Source organism: Mycolicibacterium septicum DSM 44393, assembly GCF_000455325.1.
Taxonomy (GTDB): Bacteria; Actinomycetota; Actinomycetes; order Mycobacteriales; family Mycobacteriaceae; genus Mycobacterium; species Mycobacterium septicum.
The window spans coordinates 18,057-44,978 of record NZ_HG322954.1 but is presented as its reverse complement, the minus strand read 5'-3'; the positions used below and the strand labels follow the sequence as shown (position 1 = coordinate 44,978).

26 protein-coding genes are annotated in these 26,922 nt (G+C 64.6%); 11 read left to right on the top strand and 15 right to left on the bottom strand.

Features of this window, described 5'->3' with window-relative positions; genetic code table 11:
- The first annotated feature begins 25 nt into the window (after positions 1–25).
- From TX88_RS31620 to TX88_RS32970, 5 genes are all read left to right on the top strand, one after another.
- The gene (locus TX88_RS31620) at positions 26–1,801 is read left to right on the top strand and encodes an AAA family ATPase (protein ID WP_165610628.1); all 1,776 of its coding nucleotides are present in this window, start codon (positions 26–28) and stop codon (positions 1,799–1,801) included.
- Between the two features lie 28 nt (positions 1,802–1,829).
- On the top strand, positions 1,830–2,354 hold the full coding sequence (locus tag TX88_RS34760) for a hypothetical protein (protein ID WP_065054685.1): 525 nt from the start codon (positions 1,830–1,832) through the stop codon (positions 2,352–2,354).
- A gap of 75 nt (positions 2,355–2,429) precedes the next feature.
- A complete protein-coding gene (locus tag TX88_RS31610) occupies positions 2,430–2,774 on the top strand; it encodes a hypothetical protein (RefSeq protein WP_234793066.1) in 345 nt (114 codons plus the stop codon).
- Between the two features lie 151 nt (positions 2,775–2,925).
- Positions 2,926–3,672, top strand: a complete 747-nt coding sequence (locus tag TX88_RS32975) for a hypothetical protein (RefSeq protein WP_131821104.1) — start codon at positions 2,926–2,928, stop codon at positions 3,670–3,672.
- A 111-nt stretch (positions 3,673–3,783) separates the two neighbouring features.
- Positions 3,784–4,893 (top strand): hypothetical protein, encoded by a 1,110-nt coding sequence (locus TX88_RS32970; protein ID WP_049925587.1) that lies wholly within the window; start codon positions 3,784–3,786, stop codon positions 4,891–4,893.
- Between the two features lie 105 nt (positions 4,894–4,998).
- Here the strand turns inward: TX88_RS32970 and TX88_RS31590 are convergent, their stop codons facing one another.
- Positions 4,999–6,426 (bottom strand): TraM recognition domain-containing protein, encoded by a 1,428-nt coding sequence (locus TX88_RS31590; RefSeq protein ID WP_044524525.1) that lies wholly within the window; start codon positions 6,424–6,426, stop codon positions 4,999–5,001.
- Positions 6,427–6,604: 178 nt separating this feature from the next.
- On the opposite strand from TX88_RS31590, the gene TX88_RS31585 reads away from it, so the two are divergent.
- On the top strand, positions 6,605–7,405 hold the full coding sequence (locus TX88_RS31585) for a hypothetical protein (protein WP_044524524.1): 801 nt from the start codon (positions 6,605–6,607) through the stop codon (positions 7,403–7,405).
- A 176-nt stretch (positions 7,406–7,581) separates the two neighbouring features.
- Here TX88_RS31585 and TX88_RS31580 read toward each other — a convergent pair whose 3' ends face one another.
- On the bottom strand, positions 7,582–7,935 hold the full coding sequence (locus TX88_RS31580) for a hypothetical protein (RefSeq protein WP_044524523.1): 354 nt from the start codon (positions 7,933–7,935) through the stop codon (positions 7,582–7,584).
- Positions 7,936–8,020: 85 nt separating this feature from the next.
- Positions 8,021–14,080 (bottom strand): MobF family relaxase, encoded by a 6,060-nt coding sequence (gene mobF, locus TX88_RS31575; protein ID WP_049925585.1) that lies wholly within the window; start codon positions 14,078–14,080, stop codon positions 8,021–8,023.
- Between the two features lie 319 nt (positions 14,081–14,399).
- Between mobF and TX88_RS31570 the strand changes: the two genes are divergently transcribed.
- From TX88_RS31570 to TX88_RS31560, 3 genes are all read left to right on the top strand, one after another.
- Complete coding sequence (locus TX88_RS31570; RefSeq protein ID WP_044524520.1) at positions 14,400–14,882, top strand: hypothetical protein; 483 nt, start codon at positions 14,400–14,402, stop codon at positions 14,880–14,882.
- Between the two features lie 26 nt (positions 14,883–14,908).
- Positions 14,909–15,421 carry a hypothetical protein gene (locus TX88_RS31565; protein ID WP_044524518.1) on the top strand — a complete coding sequence of 171 codons (513 nt, stop codon included), beginning with the start codon at positions 14,909–14,911 and terminating at the stop codon, positions 15,419–15,421.
- A 145-nt stretch (positions 15,422–15,566) separates the two neighbouring features.
- Positions 15,567–15,818: a hypothetical protein gene (locus TX88_RS31560; RefSeq protein WP_044524513.1), complete on the top strand. Its 252-nt coding sequence runs from the start codon at positions 15,567–15,569 to the stop codon at positions 15,816–15,818.
- A gap of 32 nt (positions 15,819–15,850) precedes the next feature.
- Here TX88_RS31560 and TX88_RS31555 read toward each other — a convergent pair whose 3' ends face one another.
- From TX88_RS31555 to TX88_RS31515, 9 genes are all read right to left on the bottom strand, one after another.
- Positions 15,851–16,489: a hypothetical protein gene (locus TX88_RS31555; protein WP_044524507.1), complete on the bottom strand. Its 639-nt coding sequence runs from the start codon at positions 16,487–16,489 to the stop codon at positions 15,851–15,853.
- A gap of 2 nt (positions 16,490–16,491) precedes the next feature.
- Positions 16,492–16,887, bottom strand: coding sequence for a hypothetical protein (locus tag TX88_RS31550; RefSeq protein WP_044524506.1), 396 nt, complete (start codon positions 16,885–16,887; stop codon positions 16,492–16,494).
- A gap of 36 nt (positions 16,888–16,923) precedes the next feature.
- A complete protein-coding gene (locus TX88_RS31545; protein ID WP_044524504.1) occupies positions 16,924–17,334 on the bottom strand; it encodes a hypothetical protein in 411 nt (136 codons plus the stop codon).
- Between the two features lie 120 nt (positions 17,335–17,454).
- Positions 17,455–17,718 (bottom strand): glutaredoxin-like protein NrdH, encoded by a 264-nt coding sequence (gene nrdH, locus TX88_RS31540; protein WP_044524502.1) that lies wholly within the window; start codon positions 17,716–17,718, stop codon positions 17,455–17,457.
- Between the two features lie 459 nt (positions 17,719–18,177).
- Complete coding sequence (locus TX88_RS31535; protein WP_044524500.1) at positions 18,178–18,654, bottom strand: hypothetical protein; 477 nt, start codon at positions 18,652–18,654, stop codon at positions 18,178–18,180.
- Positions 18,648–18,881, bottom strand: a complete 234-nt coding sequence (locus tag TX88_RS31530; RefSeq protein WP_049925582.1) for a hypothetical protein — start codon at positions 18,879–18,881, stop codon at positions 18,648–18,650. The genes TX88_RS31535 and TX88_RS31530 overlap by 7 nt, the downstream gene beginning before the upstream one ends.
- Before the next feature lie 88 nt (positions 18,882–18,969).
- Positions 18,970–20,586: a DNA cytosine methyltransferase gene (locus tag TX88_RS31525; protein WP_081289776.1), complete on the bottom strand. Its 1,617-nt coding sequence runs from the start codon at positions 20,584–20,586 to the stop codon at positions 18,970–18,972.
- 165 nt (positions 20,587–20,751) lie between these two features.
- Positions 20,752–21,009 (bottom strand): hypothetical protein, encoded by a 258-nt coding sequence (locus TX88_RS31520; protein WP_044524498.1) that lies wholly within the window; start codon positions 21,007–21,009, stop codon positions 20,752–20,754.
- Positions 21,006–21,791, bottom strand: coding sequence for a hypothetical protein (locus TX88_RS31515; protein ID WP_049925580.1), 786 nt, complete (start codon positions 21,789–21,791; stop codon positions 21,006–21,008). The genes TX88_RS31520 and TX88_RS31515 overlap by 4 nt, the downstream gene beginning before the upstream one ends.
- Before the next feature lie 232 nt (positions 21,792–22,023).
- Between TX88_RS31515 and TX88_RS31510 the strand changes: the two genes are divergently transcribed.
- Together TX88_RS31510 and TX88_RS31505 are read left to right on the top strand one after the other, a co-directional pair.
- Complete coding sequence (locus TX88_RS31510; protein ID WP_044524496.1) at positions 22,024–23,205, top strand: hypothetical protein; 1,182 nt, start codon at positions 22,024–22,026, stop codon at positions 23,203–23,205.
- A 73-nt stretch (positions 23,206–23,278) separates the two neighbouring features.
- Positions 23,279–23,518, top strand: coding sequence for a helix-turn-helix domain-containing protein (locus TX88_RS31505; protein WP_044524814.1), 240 nt, complete (start codon positions 23,279–23,281; stop codon positions 23,516–23,518).
- Positions 23,519–23,652: 134 nt separating this feature from the next.
- Here TX88_RS31505 and TX88_RS31500 read toward each other — a convergent pair whose 3' ends face one another.
- The 3 genes from TX88_RS31500 to TX88_RS31485 form a co-directional block, all read right to left on the bottom strand.
- Entirely contained in the window at positions 23,653–24,348 is a 696-nt protein-coding gene (locus TX88_RS31500) for a helix-turn-helix transcriptional regulator (protein ID WP_131814160.1), read from the bottom strand.
- A 90-nt stretch (positions 24,349–24,438) separates the two neighbouring features.
- The gene (locus tag TX88_RS31495) at positions 24,439–24,846 is read right to left on the bottom strand and encodes a hypothetical protein (protein ID WP_131814161.1); all 408 of its coding nucleotides are present in this window, start codon (positions 24,844–24,846) and stop codon (positions 24,439–24,441) included.
- 720 nt (positions 24,847–25,566) lie between these two features.
- Positions 25,567–26,820: a coiled-coil domain-containing protein gene (locus TX88_RS31485; protein ID WP_210743150.1), complete on the bottom strand. Its 1,254-nt coding sequence runs from the start codon at positions 26,818–26,820 to the stop codon at positions 25,567–25,569.
- Positions 26,821–26,922: the final 102 nt, after the last annotated feature.

Below are 26,922 nucleotides of genomic sequence, written 5' to 3'. Positions count from 1 at the left end.
GCCGGTACCCGGGTATCCGCTCACGTTGGCCAGGGACGCCACGGATCAGCAGCGCAGCGCGGCGCGCCCGCATTTCCAACGGGCCGTCGATGCCGATCTCGCGATGTGCGACGCCTGGGTGGGTTTGGCCTGCGCAGGCGACGTCAGTGTGTCCACGCTGACGAGTGCCCACGAAAATTCGACATTCTTGCACCGCGAGACTCGCCGGCTGGGGCTGGAGGACACTCAGCTCTATCCGGCAGTTCCGGCTCCGATCGACTGCATCAACCTGTATCCCTGCACCCATACTGGTCTGGCATTGGCGCGCATCGCCGCCGTCATCCGAGCACGCGATTACGATCTGGCCGAAAAGCTCCTCGACACGGTCCATTTGGCCTCCGAACCCCATCAGGCTCAAATCCACCGTCTCCTGGGCGCCAGCCTGTACTACGTGACAGAACAGTGGCCGACGGTGCTGGACTGGACGTGCCGCTCAGTGTCGGTGATCGAGCCGGAAGTCGACGAGGTGACGACGTTGATGACGGGGGTGGCCCAAGCCCGTCTGGGCCGAGTCGATGAGGCTGTGGCCACGTTGGCGACGATGAAGCCAACGATCCCTCAGGTCGCTGCTGAGGCGGCGCTGTTTCTGGGGTTGTGTGAACGTTCGCGCCAGGATGAGAAGCGTGCCCACCTTCATCTGCAGAAGGCCGTTGTCGGTGACGTGCGATTGTCGGAGGCTGCGGCTGCGCTGGCCGACCCCACCTACGGCCTGCTCACAACGACCGTCGATGCCATCGCTGCGCGCAGCAATCGGTGGGATCCGCGCAGCGGGCCGTCGGTGGGCGATCTCGCGCGCGAGAAGCGGCGCGCGGGAGATCCCGAGATGCTGGCCCGGGCTGAAGCACGTATCGATGCTTACGTCGGCCTGGCACCGGTCAAAGAGCGACTGCACCAGTTGAAGATCGCTCGGCAATACGACGCGATGATGCTCGCCGCCGGCGAAGAGGTCGGTGAGATGGAAAGTCTCAACATGTCGTTCGTCGGTGCGCCAGGTACCGCGAAAACCTCGATGGCTCGCGATGTCGGTGAAGAGTATTGCGGTCTGGGGCTATTGGCCAAACCCGATGTGGTGGAGGCTTCGCGGGCCACGCTGATCGGTGAGCATATCGGCGTAACAGCCAACCGCACCTTGGCCTTCTTGGAACAGGCCAAGGGCGGTGTAGCCCTCGTCGACGAAGCCCCTGAGCTCTACAAGCCGCACACGCCCAACGATTTCGGCATAGAAGCCCTCGACACCATCATGAAGTGGACCGAAGATAACCGCGACAACACCATGGTCATTCTCGCGGGATACAAAGGTCCACTCAACGCCATGCTGGACCACAACGTCGGAATGCGTTCACGGTTCCCGGTCCAGTTGGAGTTTCCTTCCTACACCGGCGAGGAGATGCTGGAAATCCTCACACGGATGGCCGCCAGCCGTTCCAAGGTTCTTCTCGACGACGACAGCGGTCAATACTGGTTGAAGCTATGCACCTATCTGTACGAGGCATGGTCGAGCGAAGACGAAAACACCGGGCCCAGAGGCGAACCCGGCGGCCCGCGACGTCTCATCGACATCGCCGCCAATGGTCGTTTCGCCCGCATGGTCCTGACCGAGGCCGCGTTACTCATGAAGAACCGGGTCACACCCACACTCGACACCAGCACCCCCGAAGGGCTGCGACGAGGTCGCACAGTCATCACCGCAGATCTACGCGAGGCCACTCGGCGCACCCTTCTGACTCAGCGCCTGGACCCTTCCATCTCCGATATCACCTAGCCGTTCCTTCAACCTGCCGGAGGCAGCCATGGATATTGCTCCACCGCGCCGAAACGACAGTCGGGTCAGCACCGACGAGGTGACAGCATTCCTGCGCCAGGCCGGCCTGGACCCACAACACTGGGATATCGGTGAAATCACACGCAAGGTCAACCGGTGGGTTACCGATCACCTGATCGAACTCGGCGCGACGGAGCCGACATGGTCTGACGCCGACAAAGCCGCCCACCACGCAGAATTCGGATCCGTGGCGGCGGTGGACTTCCTCGAGCAATGCGTGATCGAGGCCGGCCCCGATAGTGCCCCATGGCGCGAGCTGCAACAACGTGTTGACACAGGGGAATTCGATGAGTGGCAACCCATTTGGCATCACGTTCCCGACAACGGGCACAAGCTGCGGATCGGCGGCCCGGACAGTGTCCAGACCCGCGGATCATTGCGTGACGGCGCACGCACGCCCCGCGACGAACGGCTGCTCCGTGCACAGCAGCGGGTCAACGCGCTCCATCGAGGGTGCACAGGTCACAGTCGTCTCAGCGTCGACTTGGCGTAGGTCCACCCCCTGCCCGGCCCATTGCCTCGAATCGTTGGCGATTGGTGTGGGCGACCGCACCCTTCTCGAGTGAGGATGCTTACCATGATCTTCGCCTACCTCGCTGCGGCATTCCTGGTCGCGCTGGCCGGCTGGTTGTTCGGATCGATCATTGCCCGGGTGTTCGGGGTGTTCTTTGCGCTGCTCGGTTTGGTGGGCACGTTCGTCTACGGCGCACACAACGAAGTCGGTTCTGCCGCAAAGTGCTTCCTCGCGTTCGTCGGTGGCTTTGCGTTGTGGCTGGCTGGCCATTGGATGATCGCCTACAAGCATCACAGTTGGAAAAGCTCGATCGCGCGGCGCCTGTTCAACCAGACACCTCTGCGGCGTATCGACCCGACTCGGCGGTGGGGCATTCCGGTCGTGCACCGCCGGGACTAGATCCACGCGCTGAGCGTGGAACGGGCACACCGAGAATGGACGGATGGCACTGACTCCGCTGGGTGATCGCGATGTTTTCAGTTGGTTCTCGGGTAACCCGCAGGCGTGGGGGCCCGACGGCGCTGGGTGGCGAGCGTGGTTCGCCGGGAACGTGGTCGATGGGCTGTGCGAACTCCTCGATGAGCACCTGGCTGTCGAACGTGTGAAGGGTGCGCGGTGGCCAGCAGCTATCGGGTGCGTTCCGTGGCTGGGCAGCAGGGAGGTTGCTGATCGGCTGGCCCAGATGTGGAGCTGCATCGTTGTCGACAAGAACGAGGTCGGCATCGTGCCCGACCAGCTGATCAACGGCCGCAGGCGCATGCCCAACACTGCGCTTCGCCTCGGCCGGCATCGGCCGGATGATTTCCCCGCCGATGAAGAAGACCTCGTTCTCTCTGGCGAGGAACCGCGGTATGAGTACGGCGTCGGACCTGTGCGCGTGTACGGGTGGCGCCAGCAGCAACCTCCAGTGACGAAGCCGTTGCTGCACACCAAGCTGCTGGTTCTGGGTGAGATCCAGCGGTGGGTGATCGATCCCGGTGACGCTCCATCCTTCGAAGAGACACACTTCATCCCCCAGCAGGTCTGGTGCGGTTCAGCCAACTGGAGCAACACATCACGCTTGCATCTGGAGCTAGGCATGGCCTGCACCGATGATCAGCTCGTATACCACGCGACAGATTTCATACGGTCCCTGATTACAGACTCCGAACCGATATCCACCCAGGCGGCAGGTCCGGAACCGAGCCTGGTCTACATCGAGGAGCCCGGCCCCACTTCGGACGAAATCGCACAGTGGGAGGCTTACCGAGCAGAGGCCCGCGCCGACGAAAGCGATCCGGACGACGACGACCATTAGAGCGGCGGCCCACCTCGGCACGAGGACGACCCAACCATGCCGATGTCGGGACGACAGCTGGGCACTGAAAATGCCGCGACGCGGCCTGTCCGACTTGGGTACGGTTTCGGGATGCCTGACGAGGACAATGGCTCACCGAACGAGGACGAAGACGTCCATCTTCAGTGGTGGTATGACCTCGATCTGCCACTACTAGCCGAAGTTGAGCTACTTTCCGCGCGGCCCAGCTACACAACATGCCTGGTTACCGACGACGGCATCCTGCCTGTCACACTGCGCCTGCCAGCAACACCGGCCGTCGAGTCCGGGCTCGCAAATTTCCTTGCTCCTCCGCCCGACTGGACGGCCACACCGCGAACAGCCGATGAACAATGGGGCACCCATTCCAGGCACGAGGCACTGGGCTTCAAAGGTGTTGCCATCAAACGCATCGCGTTCAGCGTTCACGCCCGCGCCGCGCAAATCGACCCGACGATACGTGCCGAGTGGGGCCAGGAGCTTCTCGCACAACAGATCCTGCACCACATCGACACCTGGTGGGAAAACGTCCGAACGTGGCTGGAGATCTGCACCAACCAGCGACTCACACAACTTGGTCAAGAAGGTGACGATTGGCTAAACCCTCACACCAGGACGTCGATATGGGCCGTCGACGATTACAGCGGGGCACGGCATGAGGTGAAGGTCGGGGGCACGGTGATACGGGGGCCCGAGCGTGTCATCGGTGTGACGCCCGAAATCCTGCAGGGTTGTGCGGCGCTCGCAGCGACGACACCGCCATTGGCCTGGAGACTGTTGCGCGACGCCCGTGCCCTCCAGAATGCCGACCAGCTACGCCGGGCAGTTATTGATGCCGCTACCGCAGCAGAGCTTGCCGCGACCAAACGGATCGACGACCTACTCGCCAACGAAGCTGACCCGAAACGACGCAAGACTCTCGCGGACGCCAAAACACTTGGAGGAAAGGCAACCGCACTGCGCGACGAGCTCCCGGCGAACTTCCATGCCGATCTCGTGCGCAGGCGCAACAACGCCGTTCACGAGGGGATCGAAGTACGCTACCCCGAGTGGGAGGCGGCTTTCCGCGCAGCGTTGGCGCTTGTCGAACGTGTCTTCCCACTACCGACGCCGCCCGGTTCTGCTGAACCGCTGATGTGCTTCTGGTCTCGTGCCACACGACCGGAGATTTTTAACTCGCGTTATGGCCCTAGTCGGGTGTAAGGCACCCGGGTGCCCCGGATTGCCGCACCCCCCGAGCAAGCATGGCGGTGCGGTTTGAACCTAGCTCGCAGCCACGCATGCCTCCCAAAGGTAGCCCGTCGCCTGCTATTTGGACGAGGCGCGCGCGACGCGCGCTTTGACCGCTTGGTCGTAAATCTTGAGGAAGTCGGACCAGTCGGGAATCCATACTCGTTCGCCGCCGGTACCCTTCACGACGAGCCGGGCTTCGTTGAGATCCTGCGGCAGGAATTCCTGCCATTCGATTTGCGCGCCGAACACCGACGATTGGCCACGGCTGCCGGACTGAGGTTCGTACGCCTCGGTGCGCCGGGTGGACAGACCTTCCCAGTGTGAGGCCTGTTCGAGCAGGTGTCGTTCATGGGCACCGCGCATGATGAGGAATCCTGGGAAGATGTCGCGTAATGCGTCGGCGTATTTCGGGCCGAAGACGTGATCGAATTGGCTGGAGGCTTGGACCTCGGCCTGGATGCGGATACCGCTGCCGCGGGCGGCACCGACGTAGTTGAGCAGTCCGGGCAGCGGGCAGGAGTTGCAGACCTCGCCGAGCTGCAGCAGCAATGGTTCGGTGAGTTCGTCGTTGGCGGCCTTGTTCTCGAAGTGGCGGATGATCGAATCGATCAGTGCGACCGCCACGCCGGCGACAGCACCGGTGTGGGGGGCGATCACGCAGATGGTGGTCTGGGGATCATCGAGCATGCGCACGTCGAAATTGTGGATGTCGAGTTGCTGGATCGGGTCGACGTCGCGGTTGTCGTTGGCTTGGGTGGCCAACCCGAGTCGTAGCCACGGTTTGATCGCTTTTCGCGCGGTGATCGCGACACTGTCACGCATTCGTGGGTCCATGGCGAGCATGCTGACCAGCGGGTCGGTGAGCATGGCGTGTGGGCACCATTCAACTGCGGCCATCCAGGATTCGGGAGGAACTTGGGCGGGTTGCAGCGCGGCGGGGCCGGAGCCGGAGTCAGCGGCGGGATCGGGCAGGCCGTAGTTCTCGGCGGCGTTGAGCACCCACGGCATTCCGAGACCGTTGCCTTTGGGACTGGCGGCGTAGAGCAGGGCCGCCAGTGGTGCTGATGCTGTCGACTCCCAGAGTCCGCCGGCACTCACGGTGGCCCCTGAGGTGACCCCGCCGAACCCGACGCCGCCAGTGGCGAGCATGGTTTCGGCGACTGTGAGCGCCTCGTCAGCGGTCTTGATGTTGGCTGTGGGATCGGAAACCATGGTGCGAACTCCTATCGGCCACACCGGATTCCCCTTGGCTGAGAAGTCCAGAACGCCACGGATGCCCCCCAGCCGACGCTGAAACAGCAGCTTGGCCGCATCGGGCTTAGAAGAAACATTCACGACTGGACCGGGATGGAGGAGGGCTGCCGGCCCGAAGATGCGCCTGGTCTTTCCGACCCCGGTTGGAGCCGATACGCAGATGTGCGGAGCGGTGTCGACCTTCACCGGCCGGTCACGATCGTCGAACTTGAGACCGCAATATGGGGTGTAGTCATCGAGGGAGGTCATGTGCTCGAACCGTAGCGCGATCGGGGCGACATTCCCCTACACCTCCAGTTCCCTGTTCCCGCAAGGCGCAACACCCAGCCCCGACGGTGGGGGCCAGGTGGGCGAACGCCGCAACATGCGCCCAACTGCACTCACGAAATGCAATGCACCGGGCGAGTGCACACGTACGCTGTGCTGCATGGAGAACGTCGAGGAGCGTCGGGCGGCCATGATCGCGCAGGCTGGCCAGATTCTGGCCGAAGCGCGCCTGCGCGAATCCATGGCCAGTACGGTCACCTACTGCGTCACAGGCGCGCTGGCGTATGGGCTGCGTGAGCAAGGGTTGTCGGACAAGGCGATCGGCGAAATCTTGTCGGTTTCGCGCAACCGTGTCGGCGACCTGGTGAAAGCGGGAATCTGGCCGACGTTGTTCGCTCGAATAAAGCTCGACGACGACCGCCGCAGGAAGTTCGCGGCCGCAGAGATGAAGTCGATCTACCGCCCTGTTGCGCAGGAACAACAGGAGTGGGTTCACACACGGACCGACTGCAGTGGCTACATCGCTGAACGGAACAACATCCCGATACCGCGGGAGTATCGACATAGCCCTGGTTCTCTGGAACCTGAGGCGGCCGAATTCGACAATTGCGTGACCGGCGAGCGGATCGTGGTGTACACGCTGGAGCGGCATCACGGCAAGATGCTGTTCGATTCGGAGCACCGTCGCGTCGGCTACGACTACAGGGGTGAGTACCGCATCGAACTCTGCTCGGCCAGCGGCGCACGCCACCCGCTTCCGCTGGAGCTTCTCGGCATCACCTCGAGCGAGTTACGTTTTGGCGATAAGTGGGCCGATCCTGAGGAACGCCGACTCAGCGACGATGCATTCCGCAACGCAGTCGCGGCGGTGCGCAAACATTACGGGATCTGGCCTCTTCCATCGCTGAACGAGGACGACGCAACCTACTGGGACACCGATTCGGGACTCCATAGCCCCTAGCGACCAGTCGGCATACGACCGGCGGTCACTTCGCGATAGGCCGCAGCGGGCAAGTCGATCCACCGCGGTGTAGGTATGCGGGGTGAATTTTTACCCCAATTACCTACACCGCCGGACAGAAGGGTTGAGGGGTTTCGTCAGCTAGGCGTCCCTCCCGGGGCAATGAAATCCACGGATCACTCCGATCGTTCCTGCGACCCGTCGGAAAGCCCGTCTACGTCGCGGGCCAGCTGCGCGCCGCGGCGCAGGGCCTCCTTGCGTTCGTCACGTCGGGCCATGCTTGCCTCGTCGTCGGGTCGGCGGTTGGCAAGCAGTTCTTCGGCTTTGGCGGACATTGCGAGGGCCCGCGCCGTACCCGCCAGCCCGCGTCCAGCTTCGTCAAGCACCTCAAAGAGCCGGGCACGTCCCGGAGTTGCTGCGGTCTGTCCGGTGTGAACCTCATGCGCCGCAGCAGCGCCGAGCGTGCCGACGATGTCGAAATCGTCGGCGACACGAATGTCGAAGTTGCGAAGGTCAGTCGGATCGTCCATGGGCAGTCACGGTATCGACTGATCGGGGAACGCACGCGACACGCCCAAGTGTGAGTTTTCGGCGCGTTCGCGAATTCACCCTTGTCTACTGGTCGGTGATATCGCGAGCGATGTTCTGCTCGGTGGGCGAGGTGTGCAGTGCGGTGATCTGTTGGTGGCGTTTGTAGGCGTTGCGGTTGGCGGCTCGGAGGTCATGGCGGCGACGTATGGCAGCGCGGGTGTGGTCGTCGAGCAGGTGGGGTTGGACGCGTTCGGCTTGGGCGAGGATCGGGTCCAGGTCGGGAGCAACCCGGCTGTGCAGTGGACCTTGGGTCAAGACGCTTCGAGTGTGGTGTTCGTGGTCATAGACCTTGGGCGCGTCAAGGGTGTGTGCCCAGGGGATGTCGGTTTGCAGCAGGGCCATCAGGCGGGTTGAGGGCTGGGGTGGCCAGGCTTGGGTGGAGGTGTCGAGCAGGATGACTCCGGCGCGGGCTTCGTGGGCGGCGTCGATGAGGTCGGCGAGCACCTGCGGTCGGGCGGTCGCGGCGTCGTCGATGACGATGAGGCTGCCCGTTGGCAGAGTCCATGTGTTCTCAATGATCTGAGCGTGCGTGTGTGCCAAGGTGGCGACGGTGTCGGCGAGCTGGTCGGCGCGTGCGGTGTCTGCGGCTTGGGGTGTGGGGGCACACCACAGGACTTTTCGGTCTTGGGCGCTGGCGGCGTGGTGCAGGGCGCGCATGGCGTTGGTGGTGTCTGGGCTGGGCAGGGCGCGTACCGGTGTGACGGTGAACGGCAGGTGCGCGATGGCCGTTAGGGCTGATGCGGTGTCGGGGGATAGCCCGGCCAGATCCTGAGCGGTAACTGGTAGCGGGCGGGTGGGGTCGAAGTTGGTGGTGGTTTCGAGCACTCGCAGTTCGGTGTGCAGCAGCTCGAGGTTGTCGGTGATGTGTTCGGCGGTGCGGGTTTCGGCGTCGGCGTAGGCGCGTGCGGTTTCGGCTTCGGCGGTAGACAGATCCGCGCGCAGCTCGGCCAGCGCTGCGCGTTTGGCTGCCAGGGTGTGGTCGTCGTCGCTGCGCAGTCCGGCCAGGTAGGTGTCGACGTCGGCGTGGCTGACGACGTTGTCGGGGCCGCCGGCGGCATGGGCGCGGGCGGCTTGGGCTGCGGTGAGCAGCGGGTAGTACTTTTCGGCCGGGGTGGTGTCGGGAACCTCGGATTCGAGCAGTTGCAGGTGCCAGCGGGCCGAGTCAACATCGCCTGAATCGGCGTCCGGATCGGTGCTCAGACGTTCGTAATGCTCGCGGGCGCGCGCGACGGCGCGTGTGGCCTGGTCGTAGCGCGCTTCGGAGTCGGCCCATTGTTCGGTGACATCAATGACGGCGTCGAGGTAGGGGCGATCGGCATCGGCGCGATCGCGCATGTCGCGGATGCGGTCGGTGTTGGCGATGACTGCGGGGCCTTGGCCGTGCTGGCACTGGCCGGCCAAAGCTGTGTATTCGGTTGTTGCGGCGAGGTATTCGCTTCGTAGGGCGTGGACATTGGCCAGCGCTGGCGCCAGGGGTGGAGCGGGTCGGGTGGTTGACAGCTCGTGGAATTGCAGGCCGCTGAACTCGTCGGTGGCCGGTGAGCGTGGGTCGGGGACAGGTTCGATATCGGGGCCTGGCTCGCGCAGGTCCCGGTTCGCGTCGACCGGGTCCGGTTGGTGCTCGAGGTGTAGATCGCTTTCCGCGAGGTCTGGTGGGGCGAGTTCTTCTTCCTCGGGCGAGAGCGGGGGGTGCTCGGGGGTCGGGATGGTGGTGTCGTGGGTTTTGGCGGCGTGGGTGAGGAATTCGACGCTGTAGGTGATCAGACGCGCGTATTCGTGTGTGCCGATGCGGGGTGCGCCTTCGCTTTCGGCGTGGGCGTCAGCGTCGGCGAGGTGTTCGGCGGCTAGGTGCAGCAGGTCACGCGGGGACCAGTGCCGCGAGTCCACGGTGGCGACGGCGCCCACCAGTGCGGGCCAGGCGATGTCGGCAGTGATGGCTTCGGCTGCAGCGGAGCCGAATACCTCGTGCAGGTCGCTGATCCAGGTGGGCCGCAGGTGCGAATGGGTGGTGTCCAGGGCGGTGGGGGAGAGCACCGGGGAGATGCGCCACCACAGCGCGGCGGCGGGCAGTTCGTCGGGCAGCGGGGCGTCGCGAGTGGCTTCGGTGAGCAGGGCGGGAAGGTCGGCGCGGATCTTGGCGGCTTGGACCAGCCGTGCCGCGAGCTGCGGCCAGTAGCTGTCTGCCCGGATCCGGGGATTGATGGAGTCGACAAGTTCGTCGAATTGGGCGAGTTGGGGTGCCTGGCGGCCTATTTCGCCGATGGCGCGTTCTTCGAGAAGCGATTGGATCTTCTGCGAGCGCACCGAGATGGCGCGCGGCCCGGTGAGGCGGGTGTCGGTGTCGGCGACGCCGTGGGCGGCGCGGAACACCGCGATCTCGGTGGCCAGTGCCGGGCTGGCCGCCCAGATTGCTTTGGCCCACACGGGAGTTGTGGACGCGGTCCAGGTAGCGCAGGTGACGCGGATCTGCTCGGCGAGGTCGGTGACCAGGTCGTGGCGACGCTGCAGGTAGCGGGCCACCTCGGGTTCGGTGCGCAGTTCGTCGGGGATGGGCGACAGCCAGCGCAGCGGCCCGGGCGGTGACGGATCGATCGATTCCATGCGGTAGTGCATGACGGCCGCAACCAGCCCGGCGCTGCGTAGTTCGCGGCGGTGCAGCTGCTGATCGTAGAGGCGCAGTGTTTCGTCGACCCCGTGTTGTAGGGCCATGGTGGCCAGCTTCCCGCGCAGCGCGGGCCAGGCGGCGCACTCGGGGATGTCGGCGCGGATGGCGGCCACACCGTCATCGAGGCGCGCCAGAGCGGCGGCACCGAGTCGGTGTTCGGTGAAGGTGATGACGGCGTCGTAGTACATGTCGCAGGCGGCGGCAAGACGGCCGAACGGGTCGCGGGCTTCGCGGTCTGCGGTGGTCGCCGAGACCTGTGCGCCGTCGCGGGCCAGGGCTGCCGAGAGTGCTTCGACGGCGGTTTCGGGATGGGTGACTTTGGTGGACAGAATGCGGTGCGGGTCTTGCTCGCTGGTGGACAGGTAGATGTGGTTTTCCGCGCGCCCGCGGGTGAGCGCGACGTAGAGCAGTTGACGGGTCATGGCTGCCGCGCCGACGATGTGGCAGCTATGTCCGGCGGTGAGGCCTTGGGCCAGATCGACAGTGGAGGCGTAGCCCAAGGTGACGTCTCGGGACACGTAGTCGGCGGGCAGGGTCAAGCGCTTCTTGCTGCCGAGGTGAGTGACGACCAGGGAGCCGTCGGTGCAGATGCGTTCGATGCGGTACCGGTAGCCGTTGCGCACGAAGTCGCGTGGTCCGATGCTCAGCCAGCGACTGTTCTTGCGGGTCTTGATGATGTCACCGGCCGAGGCGGCCAGCCCGTCGGACAAGATCGCCTCGCGGCCAATGCGGGTGATACCCGCGTCGGCGAGCCGGTCACGGCGTGCGCGGGCGTTGAGCTCGTCGACGACCTCGTTCGTCGGCGCCAACAATAGGCTGTCGCGGCCGGCTTTCATGTCGGATCGCCAGGCGCTATAGGCCATATCGGCGGCGGTGCTGTCTGCCCCGACGTGCACGCGGTGATGGTCGATGTAGAAGCCGAGCGCGGCGGGGTCTCCGGCGCGCAGTGCCAGGGTCGCTGCGGCTTCGGATTCACTGCGGAAGCGCACCAACTCGGACAGCGTGAGCGTGTCGGTTTCGTGGGCGATGTCACGTAGGACGCCACCGGCCGAAGGTGAAGCGAGCTGGCCGTCATCGCCGACGGTCCGAATGCAGGCGCCTTTGGCTTGAGCGTGGGCGATCACCGCGTCAAGATCGAGGGTTCCGGCTTTGCCGACCTCGTCGATGATGATCATGGTCTTGGCGTTGATCTTGTGAAACCAGGACGGAACACGGGGCTCCGAGTCGCGGTACTCGGCCTGGACGCGGGCTTTGATGGCTGCTTTGACTTCGTCGGGCAGCGCCGCGTGGCGGTCGCGGCCAGCCTCCGCATTGTGTTGTTGGTACGCCGCGGAAAGCGCGGCGGAAAAACTGGGCCGGCGCCCACGTTTGGGTGCGGCGCCGTTTCGGAGCGTTTCACCAGCGACCGTGTGCACGTATTTGGCGACTGTGTCTGTCTCGGCGTTCAAGTCTGCGGCCAGTTCGATGGCGGCTACGGCGGTGGGGGCTAACCCGATCACGTTGCCACCTGAGGAGCGCCAGGCGTGCGAGAGTGCGGCCATCGCGGTGGTTTTTCCGGACCCGGCGGGGGCCAAGGCCAGTATGAGTTGGCGGTCTCCGGCGGCCATTTCCTGCACGAGGGCTTGTTGGCCGGCGTTGAGGGGTTTGCCGCGCGCGGCTGAGTCGGCTAGCGCCAGGTCGATGTCGGTTTGGCTGGCGCGGCGCGACCCGGTAGCGCGGGCGGCGGTGATGATGCGTTGCTCGGCCGCACGCATTTCCTTCGATGTGAATTGGTCTCTGCCGTGTCGGTGATACACGCTGGTGCCGTCGCGGCGGCGCAGCAGCTTGGGCTCGCCAACATCGGTGTCACCGACGCGGGCGTGCGGCACCGAAAACGGCTCCGAGAGGGCGGTTTCGGTGATGCGTTCAACCAAATCAGATGGGGCGATCGCGGCGTAACCGCGGGTGCGGACGTAGCGTTGGGCTTCAGCCAGAACATGGTGGCGCTGCCAGTGCGCCCGGCCTTCGGCGACCACAGCGATCACCGAATCGGCCGCCGAGTGCACCCATTCCTGGTCAATTTTTTGCACTTGTTCGGGCTTGGCTGCATTGACCTCGCGCAACATCGCGGCCAGGCCACGGTGGCCGACAAGTTCCACGGCCTGGGTGCGCCATTTGGCGCGTTGTTCTGCCAGCGACATCGGGTCATGTTTGGCTTCGCGGGTCTCCAACGTGGCCTGCTGGGACAGGTCCAACAACTCGATCGCGGTGGGCTCGCGACCGTGGTTGTTCTGGAATTCCTTGGCCAGCTCAGCGGTGCGTGTTTCGATCGCGGCGCGGCGCGAGGACCACATTTTCAGCAGTTCGGTGGGCACTCCGACGATCTCGCGTACGGGGCGCTTACCTCGTGCGGGAGCTTCGGTTTCGGCGAACACCCACCCCAAGCGTTGGGTGGTGTGGTGCTCCAGTCGGGTGTTGTAGAGCTCGGACAGCGACACCATCATGTGGTGCAGCGGTTGGCCGTCCAGTGACAGCCAGCGCCGTACGCCGTTGTGGTCGATTGTCGAGACTTTGGCGCTGATTACCAGGTGGGTGTGCAGGTCGGGATCCCCGGCGCGTGAGTCGCGATGGGTCCAGGCGGTCGCGATCACGCCCTCGGTGTCGACCTGGGCGGCGCCGTTGGTGCCCATGCGTGTCAGCGCCACCGATCGTTCGATTTCGGCGAGGACATCTTTGACCGCGGCGTGGTGGCAGTCCTCGAGAATTTGCGCCACCGGCAGCGGTGCGACTGCCCACATGGCGCTGAATGACTTCACCGGTGAGCAGGCCAAGTCATACGCTGCCACAGCGACTTTCGCGGGGCGATGAATGCGCGCAATGTAGCCGGACAGTTCACGATCGTCGCCGGGCGGGCGGCCGTATTCCTCGACAAACCAGGCGCGGGCGAGCTCGGTCTTGATGGTGGCTTTGACGTCAGGTTCGAGTTTGGTGAACGGCGAAAGGCCCGCGGCGACGTTGTGATCCTGGTAGGCCTGTGACAGGGCGGCTACGAACGGTGGGTCGGCGTAGATCCGGAATTTGCCGCCGAGTTTGGTGGCTTTTTGGGCTGGGCCGGAACCGGCTCCTCGGGCGGTGAGGTACTTGGTGATCTTGCTGGCGTTGGGGTGTATGCCTTCTCCGAACAAGGCTTTCATTTGGTCTTCGGTGACCTCGGAGCCGGGCGCGACGGTCCAGACATCGGTGATGGTCTGCTCAGACATCGCCAGGCCGGTCGACGGTTGCGACAGTGCGGCCAGACCGCTGCCCATCCATTGGCCCGGTGCCTCGCCCTTGACCGAGTAGTAGTCGGACAGGGTGCTGCGGCCTCGGTGGGTGGCGTCGGAGGCAGCTACCTGCCGCACCAGGTACAGGTATCCGTCCCCGCTGCTGATCTTGTGCATGCTCACGGTCAAAGTTGCGCAGCCCTCCCTATGGCCGCACCGTAGAGAGCTGACCCCCACCTGCCCCCTACACCAAGGCAGGGTTCGTTACCGAATCGTTATCCACAATGCAAGAGGTGTGTAGGGCGTGGTGGTGCTTGGTGGTTGGGTCGGGGTTCGGTCGGGCTGGCCGGTGGCGGGGGCCGGGCGGTGGTGAGTGGGCATGGAGGGGTTATTGGTGGGTCTGGCTGGGCTCTGGTGGACCTGGCGGGGTGGCGGTGAGGGATTTTGGTGGTGAGTGGTGGGTGTAGCCGCTGCGGCGGCGTTACGGTCGGGCTGCATGGCCAACAAGCGGACGCTGGAGCAGGCGCGTAAGGAAGCACGGGCGAGATTGGTTGAAGCTCAGCAGAAGGAAGCTGAGCGGGAGCGGCAGGCGATTGAGGATGCGGCCGTGATCGTTCGGGCACGCACTAGGCGTGCCGACGTGGACTCGTGGGAAACCAAGCAGATCGCGGCCGTGGCCGTGGAAGCTGATCGCAAGCGGGTTGAACACGAGAGGACGGCAATTGATGCCGTGCAGCGGATGCGGGCCCGGGGCGAAACGGTGAAGACGATCGCGCTGCTGTGCGGTTTGACCGAAGCCGAAATCCGAAAGCTCACGCGCCGGGCGGCCAGATCGCAGCCGGCGCCTACCGAGGACGGGCAGCCGCGCGCACTAGCAGAGGGAGCGGCTGAATCGGCGCCGCAGGCGCCGGAGGTTGTGGACGCGGTGCACGCGATCGCCGACGCGGCACCGGTCGAGCGTGTTGCGAGCTCGACGTGAGTAGCAGGTCGCCTGGCGCGGAACCTGTGTTGTGGGTCGATGAAGAGGTGCACGCCGCGGAGTGCCGGCGCTTCGATGCGAGCGTGGTGCGCGGGCCGTCCGAGGACGACTGCGACATTTGGGTGAAGGCGATCGGCGGCGACGGCTACGGCCGGTTTTACATCACCCGCAACGGGCGCGGCAGCTGCGTCCGGCCGCACCGGTACGCACTAGCTCGCGCGTTGCGTCGACCGCTGGCACCGGCAGTGTTTGGCCTCCACGGTTGCAACAACCCGTTGTGCGTCAAAGTCAGCGCGGACCGCAAACATGTCTACGAAGGCGACCAGAAAGAGAACATGATCTGGATGGCCCGCGCGCGGCGGGGAAGCTCCGGACCGGGACTGCGGCGCGACCGGCTCGCGGACCGAAGAGCGCGCTCGGTCGCGCTGCGTGAGGCCGTACGACAGGGCTGGGACCGCGCGGCGATCAACGACGTACTGCAGCGAGGGCAGGAACCCGGCCTGTTCGACGTGAACCGATTGTCCCCTGACGAAGTCTGAAAGCGTCGCTCAGTGTGTTGAGCACTTCCATCGACCCACAATCGCAAGGAGCAACATGTCCTCTCGACGACCACGTCCCGCCGACGATATCGTGTTCGCGCCGTGTGGACCTGGCGGGCGCCGGCCCGAACGCATTGATCAACTCTTGAGTGAGCTCGGCGCCTACTGGCGACAACAACCCCACTTGAGGCTGGGCCAGATCGTGGACAACTTCGCCAGGGAGTTGGCCGCTCAACTCGATTTCACTGAGAACTTGGACGCGGCACATCGTGTGCTTGAAGACGACGCGCTACTCGGCATGCTCAGGACCGGGCACGGGCATCCGCACGTTGCCGCCCGCGAATACCTGCTGTGGCTCGGTGATTCCGGTCCAGTCGCTTCACCGCCGGCCAGCTGATCCTCGACCCTCTCGACGAACTCCAACGAAGGTCAGCTCGCGGCTGCGCTGGCGGCTACCAAGGCTGCCCACCACGTGGCAACGGCAAGTTGTTCTGGAGGAACGGCCGTGTCCAGCTGGCGCTGGACGGCGGCGGCCAAGGCTGCCGCCGACGCTGGTCGGTACCCGCGTGAAACGAACATGTGGCGTAGGTCGCAGAGCACACTTGCCGGCAGCGCCGGCACCTCGGGTAGCTCGGCGAGTGCGGCGGCCTCGCACCACAGCGCTTCGGCCATGAGCGGTGATTGGATTACCGCGGCAGCGGCATCCAGAGCGGGGTGGCTGCGGCGCCTTTCGTCACTAGCTGCCGCTCCGGCGTGGTGGTCATCGGAGATCCAGTGCAACGCGGCGGCGGCCGTGTAGTAGGGCGTGACAGCGGTGCCCGATGCGGTCACAACGAGAGGTTCGATGAACGCGGTGGCGGCGATGTTCGGCCGGCCGCGCCTGGCGTCGAGGCTGATGAGTTCGAAGCAGGCGCGTTGGACAGGGGCCGCATGCGTGGGAGAGACGAGTGGCCGCAGATAGGTGTCGCTGCGTTTGGCATGGGTCAGCAGCGCGCGACTCGCGTCGTCGTAGTCGTGATGCGTCGTTGTGGTGGCGCCGGTTTCGGCGGCGACCGTGAGCTGATGCATGGCTATTCCGTCCGGCCTGCGGTGGCCTGGTCAAAGTGCCGTGAGGCCCCGGTGAGCTTGTCCCACTGACGCTGCACGGCAGCTCGCTCGTACGTGTCGACGACGGCGATGCCCGTGTCGACCGCAAGCGCACTGTCGCGTACGACTTTGAGTTCAGCGGCGAGATGATGGCGCGGTGCGGCCGCACCGAAGTGTTCGATGGTGGCGGTCGCGTGCACGCGACCGCCACCGAGGGCGATGAGCTGCCAGCTGCTGAAGTCCGAGTGCATCTGGATCGTGTCGGTTCGGCAGTTGGCCTGCTCGACGTAGCGTTCAAGAGCGCACTTGGCGTCGGCACCGTCGGGATGCTCACTGATCGTGGTTCGGCGGTCGGTGCGCTCAATGGTCAAGCGGTGCATCGTCGTAACTCCTTCGGTGTCGGCGAGCGGTGGCCGTCAGGCGGTCCGGGCAAGTGAGCGGGTGGCAGGCGATGGGTTGGAGTCCTGCGCGGCGCCGAGTGTGTTGACGCGTTCGACAGCTAGGAGCGTGTCGTTGTGCGCTTCGTAGTGGGCCTCGCTGACGAGGGAATCGAGGAGTTCCTGGGCCTCGTAGGCGTCGATGTCGTCGTCGGTCCAGGATTCGGGGTATCGACTGGTGTAGCTGAACGAGTCTTCGGAGTTCACGCAGCGCGCGGTGGGGTTGTTGTTGGCGGGGCAGAAGTAGTCGCCGCAGAAGCAGAACGGTCCGGCGTAGGTGTTGGTGGCGGCCGCGTAGTCGGCGAACACCTCCGTGTCCGGTAGCGCCTCGTCATGGTGCTCGATCGCACGCGGCGCCGGCGACCAGGGGTCGGTCGTGTCGCTAGTCATGCGGATACCACCGTGGCGTCAGCTGCGGATGCCACATCTTTGACGTGGGCCTTGATCCGATCCGGACGGAAGCCTGACCAGTGCTCGGCGCCGGCGACCAGGGGTCGGTCGTGTCGCTAGTCATGCGGATACCACCGTGGCGTCAGCTGCGGATGCCACATCTTTGACGTGGGCCTTGATCCGATCCGGACGGAAGCCTGACCAGTGCTCGGTGCCGGCCACCACGACGGGCGCCTGAAGGTAGCCCAGGCTCATCACGTAGTCGCGCGCGTCACTGTCTGCGGTGGTGTCGACCTTCTCGAACTCGACGCCCAGCTTTTCCAGCGCCTTGTAGGTGGCGTTGCACTGTACGCAGGCGGGCTTGGTGTAGACGGTGATGGCCATTTCCAACTCCTCGTGAATTTGAATAGAGAAAGCGTTCTCGGTATTCCTCCATTTTAATATAGATAGAGGTATTTGTGCAATAGTATCAGCAAATTACAAGTTGTAATGTGACGTACTTCTATACAATTGCCACTAGGTCAGTCAGTCCACTTGCGGCGACCATTACTGCCGAAGACGATTTGCCCCGTCTATTCCATGCAATTGCCCTGCTGAATACCTCTAGGCGCACCATTTGACGCGAACTGGTTGCGGGCATATCGATTCAGTTGCAGTCTTCGCCACTGGTACTTCAAGATTCAACGGTGACCCGTCTTGTGCGCTGGGTTCGTCCGCACATAGCAACATGTAGTGAATGCCTGAAGAGAAGCGATACGACACATCCCCTCAATGATGATTTTCCGAATTCCTAGACGGCCATTGCGGGTGGTCGGCTGTCGAGGTGGTGTTAGCGCGAGGGCATCAATTCCAGTGGTCGATGCCGACGCTGACCTGGTGTCGGCCAGCTGCGTCGATGTGGTGCTGTTCGTGACGGGCGAGGGAGCGCAGTGTGGTGGCGACGAGGTCGGGCAGTTGGCCGGCGGTCGCGGTTTCGTGGGTGACGCTGGCCAGCCATACAAAGGGATCGGCCGTCGCGGTGCGTGTGTCGGTGGGGTAGATCGCGATGTGCCAGCCGACGTGGACGCCGTGGGCCTCGAGGGCGAGTCGTTGGGCCAGGGGAGTGATGTTGGCGGCGTAGTCGCTGATCCAGAGCCAGTCGCCGGTCTCCAGCCGGGATTGGAAGAACACGTGGTGTCCGCCCGCGTCGAGCAACTGCAGAGCGATGCCGAAGCGGTGGTGGATCTCGTCGAGGATCGCACCGAAGCCGCGGCGGTCGGGGAGCGCGACGTCCCCTCCGGTGTGGGATCTGCGGCGCGTTGGCCGCGCAGGGCTCAGCACGGTGGCCGGCCAGTGATTTGGCAGCGGGTGGCGTGGTCGGGCACCAGGTGGCCGACGATGTCATCGGCAATGTCGACGAGCGCGGTGAGCAAGTCGTGGACTTTCTCGTTCTCGGCGGGGCTGAGGTGGTCCTGGCTGCGCACATCGCAGAGCTCATCGCGCAGCGGAAACCAGTCGCCGAGCAGCTCGATGACGGGCCGGGCGATCGGGTGGTCGGTGGTGGTCATGATGGGGCCTTTCTGGGTAGGCGTGCTGAGCGGGTGGTGCTGTTCAACCGGAGGTGGGGGACGGTGGTCTCCCCACCTCCGGGAAAGTTCAGGCCAGGAGACGTATTGCGTGTCCGCCGAGCCACTGGGAGACGTTGCTGCTGACCGCGTTGCCGAACCCCATCGTCTGTTCGGACTTGTTTCCCATGGCCCGGTAGGTGTCCGGGAAGCGTTGAGCCCGAGCATGTTCCCGGGGGGTAAGCATCCGGAAACGGCAATCAGCGACGTCGATGGTCGATCCCGAGACCAGTCCGGCCGAGTCGCGGGTGGCCACGGTGTGCAGGGGTTCGCGGGTGGTCTTGGCGTCGCCTTTGCGGAACGGGATGACCAGGCTGATAGGCGGCTGCTGCGGGCAGGTGGCGTTGGGCGGGACGGTCAGGGCCTGGTGACCGCCTCCTCCAGAGCCAGTGGTGACCGTAGCCAGCGGGTCGGCGATGCTGGTGGCGTCGGCGTGGTTGCGTAGCACGGTGATCCACGGCTCCGGGGTGAACAGACCCTCGGTGTCGGGGGTGGTACGGGCCCGCATGGGCACATCGGTGGTGATCGCGGTGTCGTTCCAGGTTCCGCCAGCGGGCACCAGCATGGGCGGCACTGCCATTCCGTCACCGATCTTGGTCGAGCGTGTCGGCATGGGTGCGGCAGATACCGGGTAGGACCGCGAGTCCCCGTCAGCGCCGTGGTTGGTGGCCACGATGGTCGGCTCGGCGAACATTTCGATTCCGGCCCGGATGCGGCGCATCGTGGAGGCGGCCAGCGCCTTGCGGCGATCACCAATCCGCTCGCCCAGGTTGCTCCAGTCGATGGCGGCCGCCGCAGGCAGGACGAAAGGTTCCACGATGCTGTGGCGGCAGGACTCGTTCGGGCAGCGGTACACGTACTGCTGGCGGTACTTGCCGATGCGGCGGCGGTCGGGGCGCTTCCACGCTTGGACGGCGGGGTTGACGGCCTCGCACAGGGGGCACCAGGCCAGCGGTCGGGGCCGAATCTCGTCCATCTTCACGCCTTTACGGGCGAACAGAAAGTACATGCGATCGCGCCACTGCGGGGCGAACGGATTGGTGTCGTCGCCAATGTGGGCCGAGGAGACGGACACGAACTGGTGGCTGTAGCCGAGGGTGTCCATCGCGGTGAGCCAGACGTCGAACAGCTCCCAGCGGGCCGCCTCAACCACGTTCTCGACGAAAACCATGTCGTAGCGATGCACTTCGGTGGCCCGCACGACATCCCAGAAGGTGGCGCGGGTGCGGTCACGGCCGGCCGAGGGGACGTGGCCCTCGTCTTCCAGAAACAGCGACATCTGAGTGCGGGGCGCGGCGGTGCCGCCGGCCGGTGAGAGTTCGGTGCAGATGGGCGATGCCCACAAGATGTCGGTCTTGGGCATGCGGCGCATGTCGTAGTTGGACACGTCGGCGATGACGTGATCGGCGTTGGGGAAATTGAGTGCGTGGGTGGCGATCGCCAGATCCCAGTGGTTGGCTCCCATGGCCAGCTGCAGACCCGCGTTTTCCAGGCCGATGCTCGAACCCCCAAAGCCGCAGAAGATGTCGGTGTACGAGATGCCGGACGGCTGTCCGCTGGGGCTCCAGTCGGAGTGTTCGGCTTCCAGGGCGGTGCGGATGTCCGCGAACTGTTCTGCGGTGAGAGCGGGAGCGTCCACGATGTTCATGCGATTACCTCACGGGGGATGTGGTGCGAATGCGGGGGCGTTGCTGACTGTTGTCTATAGTCTACACCAACTGTTGCCTATGAGCAACAGGCCGGTTCACCCTTCATCAACCCCAGCTCACGCGAGTTATGCTCTTGCACAACGGTAATCAGGCACATTCGCGACTCACTCTGCGGAGTCCCATGGGCCCGTGTAGGTCACGATGGTGCGGGACACAACTTGCACATACCCGGCCGGGAAGCCCCAGTACTGCGCTTCGGGATGGGTCGCCCACTCACGTGCCTGGTGCTCATTCGGTGCGTCAGTGATCTGTCCGCGCTTGGTGGTGACGTAGTCACGAAGCCAGCGCACGCCCCACTCGGTGCGTTCTGCACGCTTGCCGCGCTCAGCCCGGCCGGGGAGGTCGAACAAGGGAAGGGTCATGAGGTGACCGTGAAAAGTTCGAGTTGGCCGACCGGCAGCAGTCCAGGCATCACCTCGTAGGGACGGTAGAGCCCCGAAGCGCCGTCGCCGAACTGCACCTCCACCTCGTTGGACGTGATGTCCGCGACGACACCGGATTTCATGGTTCCCGGGCCGAGGACCACCTTGACGTGCTGGCCGATGCTGAACTCATCCAGCGATGTAGCGCAATGGCCGGCTGGTTCGCTCTCCGGGTTGGACAGGTCGTGCTCGACCGTCTGGAATCCCAGTGCGCGATCGAGTACTCGGTCCTGCCACGCCTGGATCCGGCGTAGCTCGCGGTAGTGGTTGTCGACTTCTTCGTCGGTCGGGTGGTACATGCCGCCGTAGGTCGGGTCGCCTTCGTTGCCCCTGTGGCATTCGGCCTCCCGGCCGCAGCGGCACCAGTCGCGTCCGATGTTCTCGGCGTTGAATGCGCGACGTACTGCGCGGAGTTCGTCGGTGACGTCCTGGGGCAGGCTGCGGGCGTATCGGTTGATTTGCGCGGTAGTGATGGTCACTGATTTGACTGGCGGCCTGCCGATATCGGTGGTCCACCATGGGCACACGATTTTCCCTCTGCCGCAGGTGTAGCCGTTCGCTAGCCATTCCGGCGCTCCGTCGATACGGTGACCGGTGCTGCTGGAGCAGCGTGACATCAAGTCCGCGACACCTTCGGGCCCGAGCAGGCAGTCGCGCATTGCCCATCCGCCGATCGAGCGCAGCAGCCACCGTTGGTCCTCGGTCAATGCCTGCCTGGCCATCACGCATCACCCTTGGGGACGCGATGAGCGATTGAGTGCGTGTGCAGCTCGGCGGGGACGTGCGTGCGACCGCTTGAGGATCGCGCGTGTGACTTTCGGCCAGTCGTGGTCATGGCGGTTGAATCTCCCTTTCTGGCGCCTATCTGTTGTCTATAGTCTATATCGACTGTAGTCTATAGGCAACAGCTAGTGAAGCGAGGGGGCCGAAATGGTCAGCACTACAGTCGAATTCATGCCACGCCTGTCAGGCTTGAACGAGGGCGAGCGAACCCCGACAGTGTGCGTCTCGTTCGGCATGGGACTGGACAGCTCAGCCTTGCTCGCGCGGTGGCTGACCGACCCGTCCAGTCGCGACTTCGCTCTCGAAGACATGGTTGTCCTCACCGCCATGACCGGCCACGAGAGCGCAGCCACCATCAGCGCAGTGACCCGCCACATACTCCCGCTGTTGCAAGCCCACTCCGTGCGCTTCATCCAGATAGCCCGCAGCCAACGCAAGACCACCCGAGTCGGAGACGGCGTGGTAGTGCTCGACGACTCCCGATTCACCCGCCAGCTTCACGCTGAAGGCCTCTACACTCTCGGCGATGAGATGCGTTCGGCTGCAACGCTTCCGCAGCGCGGTGGCACTAGGTTGTGCTCAGTTCACTCAAAGGGAGACCTGTTGGACCCGGTGATCGCCCGGATCACCAGAGGCCGGTCATTCCGGCACGTGATCGGCTTTGAAGCCAACGAGCGGGCCCGGGCCGACAAAGATCGCCTGTTCGACACCGAGCTGCGGACTGGGTGGTACCCCTTGCGGGATTGGGGCTGGACCCGTGCGGATTGCAACGACTTCGTCATTGACACGTTCGGCGAGTCGATTCCTAAGTCCTGCTGTGGATTCTGCGTCTTCGCGATGAGCACAGCCAACGGGCGGGCAGCGACGGTGCAACGGTACCGGCAGGAACCGGAGCTCGGCGTAGAAGCACTCGTGCTCGAGCACCTGGCGCGAAGCATCAACCCGTCTCAGACACTCATCGAGGGCAGCAGCGCCGCCGACCTCGTCGCGACCGCAGGGCTGACAGAAGTGCAGCGACGTTTCGACGCGCATCTGGCCACGTGTGAGTGGTCGCTGTATGAGGTGCGGCGGCTGGTGCGCCCGGGCCGCAGCGGTGGGAAGGGGATCACCGCTCGGTCCTTGCGCGTCGCGGCCACCGGTTCACGAGAGCAGATGGCACGCCAGCTCGCGGGCCAGCCAGGACGACGCGTGCAGGGCGCTGACGGCATCGTGCGGCACATTCTGCGCGACCGAGCGACCGACTCGTCCAGGGTTGATCATCTCTACGTCGCGGCACCGGCCGGCGCACAGGACAAGCAGCGTCCGGGGTTCGAACAGTGGTGGCAGGAGGCCACCGGCGATGCGCTGTTCTGACTTGTCTCCGGTGCAGACCGCGCTTGTAGACTATAAGCGACAAGAATGCAGGGACACCGACCAGAGGACGTTCGTGAGCGCTGGCGAAGATTTTGACGAAGCAGCAGTCCAAGGCCGCATCGGCGCAAACATCAGGCTCCGACGAGAAAAGGTCGGTCTGAGCCAGGGAGCTCTCGCCGAACGCGCCGGCATCCATCGGACTTTTCTCAACCAATTGGAGAACGGCCACCGCGGATGCACCGTGACCGTCCTAGCTCGGCTAGCCAGAGAACTTGACACCAGCACGTCGGTGCTCGCGCTCGACATCGACTGACTACCTCCTCAGGCCTCCCCGTTGCATCGCGCGTAAGGGGGCAGGTTGTCCCTGGCCCACGAATCCGCCTTTGTGCGAAGGCTTCTCCTGGCGCTGCGAACAGGTCAAACCAGGACTTTGGGTTTGGTACGTCGTTAAGCCGAATCCGCGAGATCCCGCAGTTTGTTGTCGATCACGGATCGTTCCACAGCGATAGCTCTGGCCGAGAGGCGCCCCGCTGGGTTATCGAACACCTTCGGCAGTCGCTCGATGACAGCGGACAGGTCGTCTGACGTGGCATGCAACTCCGCCATGCGCTCCTGGTGGGATGAATCTGCAGCCATGTAGGACTCCACCGGGCCGAGGGCGAGGGCGATCCGAATCAATGACTGGTCATCGGTGTCGTCCTGTTCGACGGTGCGCTCGCGGCCCCAGGCGCTCGCCACGTCGACGTCGATGCTGTTGAGGTGCGCTGCGTTGCGCGTGTCGAGCGCGAGCCGGCCGCGGAAATCTGACTCCAGCCTCGCTGCGATCACATGCAGATTCTGCGGTACGGACCAGGCGAACCCGTCGGCGGCGTTGTCGAGTTGGCTGCCGTAAGTGCGGACCCGTTCGGCGATAGTTCGGATCTGAGTGATGACGTTCGTCAATCCCTCAGTGTCGTAGGAGTATCCGAACCCGTCGTGCTCTTGCCGATACTTCTCGACGGTCTCCGGACTCCACCCCTGAAACCTGTCCCCGATCACGACGTCCGGGTCTTTGAATTCTCGCGCGCGAATCCGTGCATGGAGCACATCGCGCGTGATCCCAAGGTACTCGGCCACCTGCGCAGTGCTCATGTAATGCCGCATGCTGCGAGGCTACCAGCCAGACACAATTGTGTACGCAATTGTGGGCGTTGCGCTGAGGTTGGTAGAGGTCCACAGGAACAAGTCCGGGGATCACGTTTCAAGGCGATCGCCGTCACCTACTCGTAGCGTCACGGTGTCGCCTCCTGGAACCATCGCCAGATCAGCCATCGTGATGGATGCGAGCCGCCCCGCCGCCTGGTGGGGCACCTCGACCGTTCCGACACCGTCGACAGTGACGGTCCCCCCGGACGTCGGCACATTCCAGAGCGCGCCTTGCACGGCGCTCAAGTCAGCGTCGCCGCCGACGATCTCCTTCCCATCAATGGTGACCGACCACGAGCCGCTGCTCCCGAGGCCACCATGAGAGACGGTGACCATGACGGTGTTACTGAACATTCCGTGCCCCATCGTCAACGGCTCCTCCTCAGTCCGGTAGCCAGCTCCGTTGCCTTCAGGAGCATTCGGAGTGGGTGATGAGCCGCAGACGGCGAAAGTCATGGTTAACAGTGCACGTGGGCACAGAGAGCGGACTCGAAACGTCGCGTCGCGGCCGGGCGGTCGCCGGGAGGGCAGCGAGTGGCGAGTACGCCGGCGCCGCAGCATTCGCGCGCCGATATCGCGTGTTCCACTGCTGCATGGTGCCGATTTCAACTCCGAGGCGCGAAGCGACGCGATGATCGTCCCAGCCGTACCCGCGAAAGTGTGCCCATTCGTGGCGAAGGTCGGCGTCGGGGATCGCATCGAGGGGGAGGGGCAACCGTTGGTCCGTACGGTCAACGTCGTGGCGGTCGTGGTGTGCCATGCGTCTTGACCGTAACGCTGCGGGACAGCCAACACCCACCACCCTGATGGCACCTCGCTAGACAGACACCAGGGTTCGAAACGTAGAGGTCGTAGAGTCGGCGTGACCGCAGGTCGACTGTGAGCATCACTTCCCGCGCGTGAGATCCCTCTGCGTGCCCCGCCGGGCCAGCCAGCAACCAAGCCGGTTACTTCATTCTCGGAAGAGAGCAGCGGCCGTGCGGGTACTAGAGGACCGATTGCTGGTCGCGTCGCGGAGCAGTGGGTCGGCGGGGGACGACCATCGTAAAGGTGTTCGGCGTTTCGAGCTTGAGGCTAAGTGTCCACGCGTCGTCCCTGTCGATGATCAGACTGGACGTGTTCGCCTCGCCAGTCTCCCTATCCACACTGACCACCCAATAACCGTCCTGCGCCACCTCACAACCCCTTGTCACCGTCATCTCGCTTCGTCGTATCTCGCTTGGTGGTACGCGGTGAGCGTTTCCTCGGCTCTCCCGATGTCTCAGCTGTGCCGAGTTGTGCGCGGTACGTCGCCGCCACCTCCCTGGCCGCCGCGAGGGCTTCGGTAAGGGCTTGAACGCGATCGTCTGCGTTGCGCTCGGCTTGAGCGAGCTGCTCAGCGTGGTTCGCGCGTAGCGTTTCGCGCTCTGACTGGGTGTCAGCGCGTTGGCGATCGATCTCTTGGCGAAGCGTCAATACGGTGTCATGCTCGACCTCGATGGCACGCTGCGCCGCGGCGGCTTGGGCCTGCGCGGTCGCCAGTTCGGCACGGGTGGTTGCGATATCGGCTGCGGCGACTTGCTGCGCATCACGGGCCGATTCGACCTGCGCCTGCAATCGCTGGCGGGTCGAATCGGCATCGCGGCGAACCTGCTCGAGCTCGGCGCGCAACTCGGCGGCGGCTTGGCGTTCGCGCGCTGCTTCAGCGTCGGCGGCCTGGTGGCCCGACTGGGCCGCCGCAGCCGCGACCTGTGCCGTGGTGACGTCCTGGCGGGCTTGCTCCAGCTGGGTATCGCGTTCGGCGAGGAGGCGCCGGTGCTCGTCTTCAGCTTCGGTGACCTGTTCCTGCGCGCGGTTGATGGCGGCTTCGGCTTCTGCGCGTATCCGGGCGACTTCGGCTGTCGTCTCATCGCGAATGCGGGCCATTTCGGACATGGCGTCTTCAACCAGGGCGTCGGCTTCCTGACGGTCCCGCTCGGCGTCGGCTGCGCGTTCCTCAGCGAGGCGGGCGTTGCGCTCGGCGGCTGCAGTACGCCGGTCGGCCTCTGTGACCTTGGTCAGTGCGTCACGGTGCGCGTCTTCAACCTCAGCGCCAGCGGCTTCGACGTCGCCGGCCTCTCGGATACCGGCTAGCAGTGAATCGAGGTACTCACGCAGTTCACCGAATTTCTCGGGTAGCTGTTCGAGGCGCTGTTCAAGGGTGGCGCGCGCCAGCGAGACGGGAGCGGCGGCATTGGACGGCTCCTGAGTGGTCACCGCGGCGTCGCGCTGGGCGTTGCGCGCCTTCCAGGCGCTGGCTGGCGTATGGACAGGTCCACCGTCGGGATCCGCCTCGCCGCAGTAGCGGGTCGGTCGGCCGGTGGCGGGGTCGGGGCGCCGCACACGAGTGCACCCGGGGTAGTGGCAACGATCTTTGCTGGACGGTGCGGCCTCGACGTCAGGTCCGGTCATGAGAGCCATTGTATCGCTTTCATCACCCATACGACTGCTATGAAACGTAACGAAATAAAAGACAGGAAACAAAAGACACGCAACGCGGCGGGGGAGGGGGGG